The 13,459-nt window shown below is 70.5% G+C and carries 11 protein-coding genes; 5 read left to right on the top strand and 6 right to left on the bottom strand.

Translation table 11 applies throughout. From position 1 onward, the window contains the following. Positions 1–9: 9 nt before the first annotated feature. Both PBV52_RS46820 and PBV52_RS46825 read right to left on the bottom strand, forming a co-directional pair. Complete coding sequence (locus tag PBV52_RS46820) at positions 10–264, bottom strand: EF-hand domain-containing protein (RefSeq protein WP_274247853.1); 255 nt, start codon at positions 262–264, stop codon at positions 10–12. Positions 265–421: 157 nt separating this feature from the next. After that, positions 422–1,165 carry a TetR/AcrR family transcriptional regulator gene (locus tag PBV52_RS46825; protein WP_274247855.1) on the bottom strand — a complete coding sequence of 248 codons (744 nt, stop codon included), beginning with the start codon at positions 1,163–1,165 and terminating at the stop codon, positions 422–424. Positions 1,166–1,300: 135 nt separating this feature from the next. On the opposite strand from PBV52_RS46825, the gene PBV52_RS46830 reads away from it, so the two are divergent. Beyond that, on the top strand, positions 1,301–2,044 hold the full coding sequence (locus tag PBV52_RS46830) for an SDR family oxidoreductase (protein WP_274247857.1): 744 nt from the start codon (positions 1,301–1,303) through the stop codon (positions 2,042–2,044). A gap of 65 nt (positions 2,045–2,109) precedes the next feature. Here the strand turns inward: PBV52_RS46830 and PBV52_RS46835 are convergent, their stop codons facing one another. Both PBV52_RS46835 and PBV52_RS46840 read right to left on the bottom strand, forming a co-directional pair. Continuing rightward, positions 2,110–3,741 (bottom strand): cellulase family glycosylhydrolase, encoded by a 1,632-nt coding sequence (locus tag PBV52_RS46835; RefSeq protein WP_274247859.1) that lies wholly within the window; start codon positions 3,739–3,741, stop codon positions 2,110–2,112. Positions 3,742–3,778: 37 nt separating this feature from the next. Continuing rightward, entirely contained in the window at positions 3,779–4,885 is a 1,107-nt protein-coding gene (locus PBV52_RS46840; protein ID WP_274247861.1) for a GDSL-type esterase/lipase family protein, read from the bottom strand. 131 nt (positions 4,886–5,016) lie between these two features. On the opposite strand from PBV52_RS46840, the gene PBV52_RS46845 reads away from it, so the two are divergent. Together PBV52_RS46845 and PBV52_RS46850 are read left to right on the top strand one after the other, a co-directional pair. Then, positions 5,017–5,802 carry a cyclase family protein gene (locus PBV52_RS46845; RefSeq protein ID WP_274247863.1) on the top strand — a complete coding sequence of 262 codons (786 nt, stop codon included), beginning with the start codon at positions 5,017–5,019 and terminating at the stop codon, positions 5,800–5,802. Then, on the top strand, positions 5,799–7,439 hold the full coding sequence (locus tag PBV52_RS46850) for a thiamine pyrophosphate-binding protein (protein WP_274247866.1): 1,641 nt from the start codon (positions 5,799–5,801) through the stop codon (positions 7,437–7,439). Before PBV52_RS46845 ends, PBV52_RS46850 begins: the two co-directional genes overlap by 4 nt. 78 nt (positions 7,440–7,517) lie before the next feature. On the opposite strand, the gene PBV52_RS46855 is transcribed toward PBV52_RS46850, so the two are convergent. Further along, complete coding sequence (locus PBV52_RS46855) at positions 7,518–8,963, bottom strand: glyceraldehyde-3-phosphate dehydrogenase (protein ID WP_274247867.1); 1,446 nt, start codon at positions 8,961–8,963, stop codon at positions 7,518–7,520. A 162-nt stretch (positions 8,964–9,125) separates the two neighbouring features. On the opposite strand from PBV52_RS46855, the gene PBV52_RS46860 reads away from it, so the two are divergent. Both PBV52_RS46860 and PBV52_RS46865 read left to right on the top strand, forming a co-directional pair. Further along, positions 9,126–10,085: a LysR family transcriptional regulator gene (locus PBV52_RS46860; RefSeq protein WP_274247868.1), complete on the top strand. Its 960-nt coding sequence runs from the start codon at positions 9,126–9,128 to the stop codon at positions 10,083–10,085. A gap of 146 nt (positions 10,086–10,231) precedes the next feature. Next, positions 10,232–12,178 carry a collagenase gene (locus PBV52_RS46865; RefSeq protein WP_274247869.1) on the top strand — a complete coding sequence of 649 codons (1,947 nt, stop codon included), beginning with the start codon at positions 10,232–10,234 and terminating at the stop codon, positions 12,176–12,178. A gap of 62 nt (positions 12,179–12,240) precedes the next feature. On the opposite strand, the gene PBV52_RS46870 is transcribed toward PBV52_RS46865, so the two are convergent. Beyond that, a complete protein-coding gene (locus tag PBV52_RS46870) occupies positions 12,241–13,440 on the bottom strand; it encodes a hypothetical protein (protein ID WP_274247871.1) in 1,200 nt (399 codons plus the stop codon). Between the last annotated feature and the right edge of the window lie 19 nt (positions 13,441–13,459).

Consider the following 13,459-nt stretch of genomic DNA (forward strand, 5'->3'; position numbering starts at 1 on the left):
TGAACGGCCTCAGGCCCAGCCGAAACGGCGGTCCACCACTGCCGCGAACTCCTCCAGGGTGAGTACCTCGTCGCCGTTCTGGTCGGCGGCGTCGAACAGGGCGGAGGAGGCGTTCTCGTCGCCCACGGCCCAGACGGGCAGATCTCCCGACGCGGCCAGAGACGGGCCCTTCGTGCGCAGGGCGATGATCACCTCTTCGCGGGTCAGGGTTCCGTTCTCGTCGAGGTCGAGCGCCTCGAACAGCTTGCGGGCCTTGTCGCTCATCGCGTCACCCTCGTTCCTGTCGGCGGCACGCGGGCCGGCCCTTCGTGTCCCACACGAAAGACGCTTCCGCTCCTGTCCAGGTTGCCTCCTCCGGCAAACCCTCGGCCAGCCGCTTTTCGGCAGGTGTCGCGCCCGCCGGCGCCGCGTCGCGGCCCGCTCACCCCTGCGCCGGATCGAGGCCCGCCCGGTCGAGCAGTTCCTCGAGGAGCATGCGCTCGCCGGGGGTGTACGTGGCCGGCATGTCGTCCAGAATCGAACGGAGAGCGAGCACCCGGCGGCGCGCCTCACGCGCGCTGTCCGGAGCGCGGGGCAGGTCGTCGTCGTCCGTGTCCGCCTCCGTCGTGATGGCCGCGATGACGGCCTCGCGCGTCTGGGCCGACACGCCCAGGTCACGCTCTTCGGGCTTGAGCGCCAGGAGGGCGAAGGTGACCCCCATGCCGGCCCCGTGGGCCATCTGGGCCGCCCGCTCGACGGGAACCGTCAGGCGCCCCGCTCTGGCGACGCGCTCCAGGATCTCGCGCAGCAGGCGATGGGCTTCCTTGGCGGCGTCGGACTCACCGCCCGGCTGCGGCTGCCCGTACATGAGCAGGTAGTGCGCCGGGTTGCCGAGCCCGAACTCCACGTGCATGTCCCAGCCCGCGCGCAGGTCGTCGACGGGATTCGCGGACGGTGCCCGGGAGCTCTTCTGCTTCAGGTACCGGGTGAAGCCGTCGGCGGCGGTTGCCGCCAGCAGGCCGTCCATGTCGCCGAAGAGGCGGTAGATGGTCGGCGGCTGAACGCCTGCCGCGGTGCTGACCGCGCGCGTGGTCACGGCGTCCCTGCCTTCTGCGACCAACAGGTCCGCGGCGGCCGCGACGAGTCTCTTCTTGAGGTCCGCTCGGGACTCTGCTCGATCTGCCACGAATCGATGATAACGAATTCTCGATATCGGTGGTTGCGTATCGTTGGAATCGGTGTACCGTTATCGATGGAAACAGTGAGGGACGCAGTGATGGAAACGGCGGGCGGCGAGGCCGCGGACATGAGGGAGCACACCATGAGCACCACACCGGAGCAGCGCGTCGCGATCGTCACCGGCGGCTCGCGCGGGATCGGTCGTGCGGTCGCCGAGCGGCTGGCGGCGGACGGCCAGACCGTGGCGGTCGTCTACGCGGGCAACAAGACGGAGGCCGACAACACGGTCGCCGCGATCCGCGAGGCCGGAGGCCGTGCCGCGGCCTACCAGGCGGACGTCGCTGACGAACAGGCGGTGGGGGCGGTGTTCGACAGTGTGATCGCCGAGTTCGGCGGCGTGGACGTCGTAGTGAACTCCGCGGGCATGATGGCGCTGGCTCCGCTGGCCTCCTTCGACCTCGACGTCCTGGACCGTATGCACCGCACCAACATCCGCGGCACCTTCGTCGTCAACCAGCAGGCAGCCCGCCACGTCCGCTCCGGCGGCGCCGTCATCAACCTGTCCACGTCCGTCACCAAGCTCGGCCTGCCGACCTACGCCGCCTACGCGGCCAGCAAGGGCGCTGTCGACGCCATCAGCCTCGTCCTGGCGAAGGAACTGCGCGGCCGGGACATCACCGTCAACGCGGTGGCCCCCGGCCCCACCGCCACGGCTCTGTTCCTCGACGGCAAGGACGAGGAGACCATCGACTCCATGGCCAGGATGAACCCGCTCGAGCGGCTCGGCACCCCCGAGGACATAGCCGAGGTCATCTCCCTCCTCGCCGGCCGCGGCCGGTGGATCAACGGCCAGACCGTCTACGTCAACGGCGGCATGGTCGCCTGATCACCCGACCTCCTTGGCGCCCTGTGCCGACACAGGACGCCAAGGCGGTTCAGCGCCGGGGTGGGTCAGCTGGGCGAGCAGGCGGAGTTGTTGAGCGTGTAGGCCGTGGGCTTGGGGTTCGTGCTCCCCTTCGTGGCCGTGAAGCCGAGGGTGACCGAGCCCGCCGGGGCGATCGTCGCCGTGTACGACGCGGAGGCGACGCTCACCTCGGCGCCGCTCTGCGTCGCCGTGCCGCCCCACAGGTTGCTGATGCGCTGGCTGTCGGGGAAGGTCCAGCGCAGGGTCCAGCCGTTGATCGCCGAGCTGCCGGTGTTGCGGATGACGACCTCGCCCTGGAAGCCGCCGGGCCACTCGTTCGTCACCCGGTAGGCGACACCGCACGTCGCGGACGAGCCGCCGGAGGACGTCGTGGCAGTGACCGTGCCGGAGCGCTGCGAGCGGTTGCCGGCCGCGTCACGGGCGTAGACGGCGAAGGTGTAGGAGGTTGCCGGGGCGAGGCCGGTGACGGTGGCGGAGGTGCCGGTCGTGGTGGTGGCCGCGGCCTCGGTCGTGCCGTTGACGCGGACCACGTCATAGCCGGTGATGCCGTTCGCGTCGGTGGCGGCGGTCCAGTTCAAGGTGACGGACGAGGACGTCACGGCGGAGGCGGTAGGCGTCCCGGGGGTGGTCGGGGGAGTGGTGTCTCCGCCGCCGGAGGAGTAGATCGCGGCCTCCTCGGACGTGGCGGCGATGCCGTTCGCGCCGTTGAAGATCCGTTGGCCCCAGGAGCTGAGCCGCGTGGGGTCGAAGCCGGTCGCCAGGTCCAGGATCGGGTCGGTGTTGCCGCTCCAGGACCACGCCAGGTAACCGAGCCGGAGCTGCTGCGCGGCGGCCATCATGGTGTCCTCGTCCGGGTCGCCGTACTGGTCGGGCGGGCCTCCGAACTCGCCGATGAGGAGGGGCAGTTTGGCGTTGACGAAGGCGTTGAGGTAGTCCGTGATCTCCTGCGCGGTGTCGTAGACGCTGTACATGTGGATCGAGAAGATCAGGTTGCCGGTGGGGTCGGCGTCGTAGACGGCCTGGGCGTTGGCGCGCATGACGCCTTGCCAGTCCTGGCCCCAGTTGGGTGCGTCCACCATGATCGTGTGGGCGAAGCCGGCGGTGCGCAGCTTCTTGACGGCCGCGATCGTGGGGTCGGTCCAGCCGGCGGGATTGGTGTTGCCCCAGGGCTCGTTGCCGATGTTGATGATGACGTAGTTCTCCTGGCCGGTGAGCACGTCCTTCAGGCCGATCCAGTAGTCGGCCGCGTGGTCGAGGGTCCCGGCCGCGGCCTCCTCTCCGTAGCCGGTGGTGTCGTGCACCTCCAGCACGCAGATGAGCCGGTTGGCCTTGCACCGGGCGATGATGCTCGCCACGTCCTCGGCGCTGTTCTTGGTCCAGCGGTGGCCGTCGGAGAGGACGACGCGGACGGTGTTGGCACCCAGCGCCTTGACGTCGGCCAGCGACTGCGTCTCGCCCGGGTACCAGGTGTGGGCGTGGTTGACGCCACGCATCACGAAGTCGTTCCCGGACGCCTCCAGCAGCCTGCCGTTCTGGATGTGCAGGCCGGTGGCCGCTGCCTGGGCCGGCGTGGCGAAGGAGAGCAAGGGGACGAGCAGGCCCAGGAGGGCGGCCACGACGGCGGCCACTCGTGGGGTGGTGCGGGTGCGGGATCTCATGGCGGCTCCGTAGGGTGGGATGGGGGGTGACGGTGCGTCAGGACGACGCGGCGCGCGCCGTGCAAGTGACAGTCGCCGACGGAGTGCCGGCCGTTGCCGGGGTGCCGGCGATGAAGCCGAAGCTCGCGCTTGCGCCGGGTGCCAACGTGCCGTTCCACGACGCGTTGGCGACGGTCGCGGTGCCGTCGGCGGCCGTGCCGAGGGTGCCGTTCCAGACCTGGGTGAGTCGGGCGCCGTCCGCCGGTACGACCGTCGCGGTCCAGCCCGAGACGGAGGAGCCGGACGCGTTGGTCACCGTCACCTCGCCCTGGTAGCCGCCCTGCCAGGCGGAGACGGCACGGAACGACGCGGTGCAGGCCGGCGGGTCACCGGGATCGCCAGGGTCACCGGGGTCTCCGGGATCCCCAGGGCCCGCGTCGAGGAGTGCCGCCAGGGCCGGATACCAGCGGGCGGCGATCTTCTCGTCGCCGGAGGCGCTGGGGTGCACGCCGTCATAGGTGTCGGTGGCGGTGTCGAAGCCCGTCCACTGGTCGACCACGGTGACCGGGGAGCGACTGGTGCTCGTGGTCCGGGCCCACTCGGGGATCCGTGCGTTGAAGTCGACGACGCGTTGTGCGCAGCCCGTGCAACTGCTCGGGTTCATCGGAATGATCTGCGCGACCAGGATCCTCATGTCCGGGTTGGAGGCCCGCATCTGCTCCACCAGCTTGGTGTAGGCGGTGAGGATGCGGTCGGGGGCGATACTGCTCCACACGTCGTTCGTGCCGAAGTGCATGACAACGATGTCCGGAAGCGTGGCCGCCAGCCGGGCCGGCAGCAGGTTCTGGTCGGCCACGTTGGTGACCAACTCGCCACCATGACCCTCGTTGTCCCCGTCGTACGGCTGCCCGCAGCCCTGCGGGCCGAGGGTGCCGACGAAGTCGATGTCCGTGTGTCCGGTGCTCTGCAGCCGGTTCCACAGCACCGCCCGCCAGCAGCCCGGCGAGCCGGTGATGGAGTCGCCCAGCGGCATGATGCGCACGGGCTCCACCGCCTCGGCAGCCGTGGCAGGCGGTGCGAGGGTCACTCCGAGGGGCAGGAGCAGGGCGGCCAACAGGCCGAAGAACGGGAGGAGTTGTAAGCGTGATCGGCGCGTGTCGCGCATGCTGTTCCCTTCCCCGAGTAGGTGGGAGCGCTCCCATTGGACATGAAGCCACTGTTGTCATTGACGCGTCAAGAGGTGGGGAAGTACGGCTGCGATGCTGTCACTTCAGAGCCCCGCCCGAGGAGGCACCCATGCCCGAGCCGTCCGTCCTTGCCGCGCTGGTGTCCGCTCTGCGAGGTGGATCGATCGAAGTCGTCGACCTCACCTCGCCGTTGTCGTCGTCGACACCGGTGATTCAGCTGCCTGCCGAGTTCGGGCAGACCGCCGTGTTCGAGCTGGAGGAGATCAGCAGGTACGACGACCGGGGCCCCGCCTGGTACTGGAACAACTTCCGCAGCGGCGAGCACACCGGCACCCACTTCGACGCCCCGAACCACTGGGTCACCGGCAAGGACCTCGCCGACGTGGCCTCGGTGCCGGCCGGCCGGCTCATCGCACCCGCGGCCGTACTGGACTTCAGCGCCGAAGCCGCCAAGAACCCCGACTTCCTGGTCGAGGTCGATCACGTGAAGGCTTGGGAAGCCGAGAACGGCCCCTTGCCCGAAGGCGGTTGGCTGTTGCTGCGCACCGGCTGGGATGCCCGCTCGCATGCGCAGGAGGCGTTCCTCAACGCCGACGAAAACGGCCCGCACACCCCGGGTCTGTCGGCGGAGTGCGCCCGCTGGGTCGCCGAGGAGGCGCCGGTGATCGGTCTCGGTGTCGAGACGGTGGGTACGGATGCCGGGCGCGCGTTCTCGTTCGACCCCGCCTTTCCCTGCCACTCCTACCTCATGGGCAGCGACAAGTACGGGCTGACCCAGCTGCAGAACCTAGCCGCGCTGCCGCCGACCGGCTCCGTCGTCATCGCCGGACCGTTGCCCATCGTCACGGGCTCCGGGGCTCCCGCACGGGTCCTCGCCCTGGTGGAGCGCCGATGAACGTCGCTGAAGCGGTGGGCCGGGCGCTGTGCGCGGCCGGGGTCGGCCAGGTCTTCGGGGTGGTCGGATCGGGCAACTTCCACGTGACGAACGCGATGGTCGCCGCGGGGGCGCGGTTCGTCGCCGCACGCCATGAGGGCGGGGCGGCGACCATGGCCGACGCCTACGCCCGGACCAGCGGCACGGTCGCGGTGGTGAGCGTGCATCAGGGGCCCGGCCTGACGAACGCGATGACCGGGATCGCGGAGGCGGCGAAGAGCCGTACACCGCTCGTCGTGCTGGCCGCCGAGGTGACCGAGTCGAGGTCCAACTTCTACGTCGACCAAGAGGCGTTGGCCCGTGCGGTGGGCGCGGTCCCGGTGCGGGTCACGTCGGCGCAGGAAGCGGTCGAGCAGGCGTGTGTGGCGGTCGGGCTGGCGGTGCGGGAGCGGCGTACCGTGCTGCTCAATCTCCCCCTGCCGGTGCAGGCGCTGGAGGTGCCCGACGGCGCCCTGGCGCACGCGGCGCCACTGCCGCAGCGGGTCGCGGTCGAGCCGGACGCGGACGAGGTGGCCGCCTTGTCCCGGTTGCTCGGGCAGGCCCGGCGGCCCGTCTTCGTGGCCGGCCGGGGAGCTCGCGGGGCAGGCTGCCGCGAGGCGCTGGAGACACTCGCCGAACGGCACGGCGCGCTCCTGGCGACCTCGGCCGTCGCCCACGGGCTCTTCCACGGCAACCCCTGGTCCCTGGGCATCTCCGGCGGCTTCGCCTCACCCTTGGCCGTCGAACTGCTCCAGGGCGCGGACCTGATCGTCGGCTGGGGCTGTGCCCTCAACATGTGGACGATGCGGCACGGCAACCTCATCGGCGCCGACGCCACCGTCGTACAGGTCGACGACGAGCCCTCGGCGCTCGGTGCGCACCGGCCCGTGCACCTCGGTGTCGGCGGAGACGTCCGGCTCACCGCGCGCCGGCTGTGCGAGGCGGGTGGAGCGGACGGGGAGGGCTACCGGATCCCGGAGGTGGCAGCGGCTCTCGCCGCTCGCGTGCGCCTGCGTGACGTGCCGTACGAGGACACGAGCACGCGGGAGCGGATCGACCCGAGGACGCTGAGCATCGCGCTCGACGACATCCTGCCCGCGGAGCGGGTGGTCGGCGTGGACTCCGGGAACTTCATGGGCTACCCGAGCGCGTACCTGTCGGTGCCGGACGAGAAGGGCTTCTGCTTCACTCAGGCGTTCCAGTCGATCGGGCTGGGCCTCGCGACCACGATCGGGGCGGCGCTGGCCCAGCCGGACCGGCTGCCCGTGGCGGCGCTCGGGGACGGCGGGGCGCTGATGAGCGCCGCGGATCTGGAGACCGTACGGCGGCTCGGGCTGCCCATGGTGGTCGTCGTGTACGACGACGAGGCCTACGGCGCCGAGGTGCACCACTTCGGTCCCGACGGGCACCCGCTCGACACGGTGCGCTTCCCGCCGACGGACATCGCCGCCGTGGGGCGGGGCTATGGCTTCGAGGCGGTGACCGTGCGGACCCCGGCCGATCTGAAGGCTGTGCGGGACTGGGTGGACGGTCCCCGATCGGCGCCGTTGCTCGTCGACGCCAAGGTGGTCGCCGATCACGGGTCCTGGTGGCTGGAGGAGGCGTTCCGCGGCCACTGAGCGGGGGAGAAGGCCGAGCGCCGACCCGCCTGTCGGCACCGCATTGCCGGCAGACGGGTCAGCGACGGCTGGGCGGGATCAGACCGCCGGTGCCGGGAAGGTCGGGTACTCCACCCCGGAGACGTGCTGGACGACGCGGATGACCTGGCAGGAGTAGCCGAACTCGTTGTCGTACCAGAGGTAGAGGATCGCGTTGTCGCCCTCGACCTTCAGGGCTCCGGCGTCCACGATCGAGGCGTGCCGCGAACCGATGAAGTCGCTGGAGACCGCGTCGGGGGCCGTGATGAAGTCGATCTGGCGGCGCAGCGGCGAGGTCAGCGACACGTCGCGCAGGTAGTCGAGGACCTCCTGGCGGTCGGTCTCCCGCGCGAGCTGGAGGTTCAGGATCGCGATCGAGACGTCCGGCACCGGGACGCGGATCGAGCTGCCGGTGATCTTCGCCTTGAGGTCGGGCAGCGCCTTGGCGACGGCCGAGGCGGCGCCGGTCTCGGTGATGACCATGTTCAGCGGCGCACTGCGGCCGCGGCGCTCGGACTTGTGGTAGTTGTCCAGCAGGTTCTGGTCGTTGGTGAACGAGTGGACGGTCTCCACATGGCCGCGCAGCACACCGAACTCGTCGTCCATCGCCTTCAGCGGGGGGACTATGGCGTTGGTGGTGCAGGAGGCGCAGGACAGGATCTGCTCGTCCGGCTTGATCGTGTCGTGGTTGACGCCGTGCACGATGTTGGGGACGTCGCCCTTGCCCGGCGCGGTCAGGACGACCTTGTCGATGCCGGGGCGCAGGTGCTTGGACAGGCCCTCGCGGTCGCGCCACTTGCCGGTGTTGTCGATGAGGATGGCGTTCTTGATGCCGTACGCCGTGTAGTCGACCTCGGACGGGTCGTTGGCGTAGATCACCTTGATCTCGTTGCCGTTGGCGATGATCGTGCTGTTCGCCTCGTCGACGGTGATCGTGCCCTGGAACTGGCCGTGGATGGAGTCACGGCGCAGCAGCGAGGCCCGCTTGACGATGTCCTGGTCGCCACCGCCACGGACGACGATGGCGCGCAGCCGCAGGCCGTTGCCCGAGCCGGACTTCTCGATGAGCAGCCGGGCGACCAGGCGGCCGATGCGGCCGAAGCCGTAGAGGACGGCGTCGCGCCCCTCGCCGCGCTCGATCTTGTTGGCGCCGGTGGCACCGGCGACGGCCTCGGCGGTGAACGCCTCCACCGACAGACCGCGGTCGTCGGTCTTGTACGTCGCGGCCAGCATGCCGATGTCGATCTGGGACGGGCCGAGGTCGAGCGCGGCGAGCGCCTGGAGGAAGGGCAGGGTCTCGGTGACCGAGAGCTCCTCGCCGGCGATCTGCCGGGCGAACCGGTGCGTCTTCAGGATGCTGACCACCGACTTGTTCACCAAGGAGCGGCTGTGCAGCAGGACGGTGACGTCCCGCTCGCGGTGCAGCTTCCCGATGATCGGGATCATCGACTCCGCGATCTCCTCGCGGTTCTTCCAGTTGGTGAACGAGTCGTCGTTGACAGTCACGAGCGCCTATCTTTCGAGCTAGGTAGCGCTCATATGCTAACCACTCATGGCGATGATCGTTCAAAGGGGGGTCCGTGAACATGGTGATGCCCGTTATTGAGATGGTTTGCGCAGAACGCTCCCTTGGTGACGCCTTGTGGGTACGAGGGGGGATGTGACCGTATGGAGCTGGAACTTCGGCATCTGCGGGTGCTGTGTGCGATCGCCGACGCGGGGAGCGTGGGCCGGGCGGCCGCGGAGCTGGGGTACTCGCAGCCCGGGATCAGCACCCAACTCCGGCGGATCGAGCGGCACTTCGGCGAGCCGCTGTTCGAGCGCGGGCCGACGGGGGTGCGGCCGACCGGCTACGGCGTCGAGGTGGTGGCTCAGGCCCGCGACGTCCTGACCCGCGCCGACGCGATCGGGCGCCGTCCGGCCGCCGGGGCCGGGACCGCGCGCCGGACCCTGCGTGTGGCGGCGACCAACTCGCCGATGCTGGCCGGCATGGTGTCCGGGGTGCGTGCCCGGCTGCCCGCTGTCCCGCTCGCCGTGAGCAGCGTGTACGCCTCCTCACGGATCGTCGAACTCCTGGAGGGCGGCACGGTGGACGCGGCCATCGCCGCGGACTACCCCGGCAGGGAGCTGGAGCACTCGGACGCGGTGGTTCATCGCGGCATCGTCACCGAGCCGACGTTCGTGGCCCTGCCGTCCCGCCATCCGCTCCGGCACCGCCCGCAGATCGCGCTCGCCGACCTGGCCGAGGAGGCGTGGTTCGTGACGCCCGACGACGGGGCCGGCTGGCCCGGCGTCTTCCATGCCGCGTGCGCGGCAGCCGGTTTCACACCGGCCACCGTGCACGAATTCCTCGGCGACCAGCTGCAGTTGCAGGGAATGATCGCCGATGGGCTCGGCGTGTCCCTCGTGCAGGCCACGCTGCGGCCGATCCCGCACGTCGTGGTCAAGCCGCTGATCGGTACGCCGCTGTGGTGCCGTTACGTCCTGGCCTGGCGGCGTGAAGCGGTCGCCGGGGAACTCGCCGAGACGCTGTTCCATTCCGCCACCGCCGCCTACCGCGAACTCGCCGCGCAGTCCCCGCACTTGAGGGCCTGGGCCGCACGCACCTGGAGCGTGCCCGGGGTGTAGCGGCTACGGCGGCGGCGCGGACGTTATGGCTCAACGGTGCCATGTGCTATGTCACACGCCATTGTTGGGGCAGGCCGGCGCTGGGACAGTGCCTCACACGCCTCAGCACCTGTATCGAGGCGCATCACATCCGTGGAGGAACCCCGATGCGCTACCGCTTCGTGCTGCCCAGACGCATGGCCGGCACACTCGCCGTCTGCGCCACGCTCTCCGGCCTGCTGTCGACGCCCGCCCTCGCGGCACCCCCGGCCGACACCGGCCCCACCGCCCCCGTGACCTCGCCCCGGAAGGCAACGCAACCCCCACCGCCGACCGGCGCACGCGTCAGCCCCGCCGCCCGTCCCGCCGTACAGAAGCAGCCGCTCACCCCGGCCCAACTCCCGCCCCTGGCACCGACGTCCGTACCGACCCCTCCGCGTACGGGCGCCGCCGCGAAGGCGGCCTCGTGCAGCCCGGACGACTTCGGCCGCCGGACCGGCGCCGAACTCGTCGCGTTCGTCAAGGCCTCGACCACGGACTGCGTCAACAGCCTGTTCGCGGTGACCGGTTCGGACGCCCGCGCCATCTTCCGTGAGCCCCAGATGGTCACGGTCGCGAAGGCGTTCACGAGTACGGCGCGGATCTATCGCGGCGACAACTCGGCCCGCGTGTGGCAGCTCGTCCTGTTCCTGCGCGCCGGCTACTACGTGCAGTTCAACCACCCGGCCGACGTCGGCCCGTACGGCGCACCCCTGGCCCGCAACACCACCAGCGGCCTGGACACCTTCTTCGCGCGCCCCCGCTCCCGGGACGTCACCGCGGCCAACGGCGACGTGCTGGGCGAGGTCGTCGTCCTCACCGACAGCGCCGACCAGCAGGCCCGCTACCTGAAGGTCTACCGGCGGATGCTGAACGCATACGACAGCTCCTACAACGCCATCCGCAGCATGCTGGCCGCCGTCAACGCCGTCTACACCCCTCTCTGGCGCGGCAATTGGAACGCCGACTACGTCAAGGCGGTCACCGCCGACCCGTCCATCGCCCGGACCCTGCACGCGTTCGCGCTGAACCACCTGGACCTGCTCGCCACCGACAACGCCTACCTGGCCTCCAACGCCGGTATGAACCTCGCCCGTTACGTCGAGCACCCGGCGCTGCACCCCACGGTCCGGCCCCTGACCAAGGGTCTGTTGGACGCGTCGCGGATCACCGGCCCCACGGCCGGGCTGTGGGTGGCGGTGGCGACCCAGGCCGAGTACTACGACGGCCCCAACTGCTCGTACTACGGCGTCTGTGACCTCGCCGGACAGCTGACCAGGGCGGTCCTGCCGATCGCCCACTCCTGCGACGCCACGCACACCATCCGGGCCCAGGCTCTCACCGCCGCCGATCTCGGCGCGGCGTGCGCCAGTGTGCTGGGCCAGGACCGGTACTTCCACGATCTCGTACGGGACGACGGCCCCATACCCGGGCAGTATCTGTCGACGCTCGACCTCGTCGTCTTCGCCGGCAGCGCCGACTACCGCACCTACGCCGGGGCGATCTTCGGGATCAGCACGGACAACGGCGGGATGACCCTGATCGGAGACCCGAGCGACCCCGCCAACGAACCCTTCGCGGTCATGTACCAGAAGCCCCGGGACGACGGGCACGCAGCCAGGATCTGGAACCTCAACCACGAGTACACGCACTACCTGGACGCCCGGTACAACATGAAGGGCGACTTCGCCGAGCAGACGTCGGTGCCGGACGTGTGGTGGATCGAGGGCGTGGCCGAGTACGTCTCCTACGGCTACCGCAGGATCACCGACGAGCAGGCGGTCGCGGAGGCGGGCAAGCACACGTACCGGCTGAGCACGCTGTTCCAGAACACGTACAGCAACAGCGATGTGACCCGTACCTACCCGTGGGGCTACCTCGCGGTCCGCTACATGTTCGAGCGGCACCCCGCCGACATCCACCGCATGCTGGCCCGCTTCCGCGTCGGTGACTACGCCGGCGGACACGCCGTCTACGCCTCCGACATCGGCACCCGCTACGACGCCGACTTCGACGCGTGGCTGACGGCGTGCGCCGCCGGCGCCTGCGCGACGCCGACGGCCGCCGTCAGCTGAGAGGTGTAACGGGCATCCGCACGGTTCGGTCCAGGCCTGGGCAGGCCTGGACCGAGGTGACGTCAGTAGCGTCCGTTCTTGTACACCTCGTCGCTGTCACCGACGGCCGTGGTCACCACGCCCCATATGTCATGGACCGTCTCACGGGCGCCCTTGTCGTGGTTGTACCCGAACTGGAAGACGTACGTTCCCGAGTCGAGCGTGATGCCCTCGTTGAGCACCACGACGTAGTCAGCTCCGCCGTCCGAGGCCCTTCCGGTGTGCACCGTGACCTTGTCACCGAGCGACGTCCAGACACCGGTGTTCGCCACGCCACCGGTCTGCGCCACATGCAGCACGACCTTGAGCGCGGTGAGCTTCTTGGTGGTCGTGACGGTGACGGAGCTCTGGCTCCAGTAGTCGTTCGGGGACTTCAGGGCGGTCTGGACGGAGACATAGCTGCTCTGCCCGGCCACCGAGGACTTGACGCCCGCCTGCTGGGATGCGGCCTCGGGGGTGTGCGTCGGCGTGGGGGTGGGAGCGCCGGGGACGTGGGCCGCGGCGGCTGCCGCAGGCGCGGCCGCCGCGGCAGCCTTCCCGGCCCCCGCCTCGGCACGCTTCTTCTCAGGCGTCGTCGGAGTCGAAGTCGGCGTCGGGCTGCCGTCCTCGTCGAGGCCCTGGCCGGGAGCCAGGATCGGCTCCGGCTTCTCCTTGGCCGTCGCGGCGGGTGGCGAACTCATTCCCTTGACCGCTCCTGCGGCAGCGACCAGACCGCCGACCGCGACGGCCGCGCCGAGCAGCCACTTGGACACGGCGTGGCCGGCGACGCCGGTAGCCCCCACGGGAGTCGGCGCCGCGTGCGCACCGCGCTGCTGGTCGGCGGCAGCGGCCTGCCACAGTGCGACAGAGGAGTCGTTGTCGGCGGCGTCCGCACCGTCCGCGCTCTCCGCACCCTGTTCCGCGTCGCCCGCTGCCTCGCCCTTCGCCCCGTCTGCGCCCTCCTCACGGACGGCGGCCGCCTGCGCTGCCGGGCCTGCCTCGGCCACGGGCGACTCGGCCTGTGAGGACGGGGGCTCCTCGGAGCTCTGGTCCTCGCCCTCGGCCTGCGGCGTGGCCCAAGGCAGGGGTTGGTCCCACACGGCTCCGGCCGGCTGACCGGCCGTGCCGTCGGCATCGGTCCCTGGCGCGGCAGGCGCCGGCGCGACCGCGACCTGTGCTCCGACCTGTCCGGCGGAGGCTTCCGCCCCGCCGGGTTCGTCGGAGGCGTGTTCTCCTGGTCTCATCTGGGCCTCGGTCCCTTCT

The organism is Streptomyces sp. T12 (assembly GCF_028736035.1).
Taxonomy (GTDB): domain Bacteria; phylum Actinomycetota; class Actinomycetes; order Streptomycetales; family Streptomycetaceae; genus Streptomyces.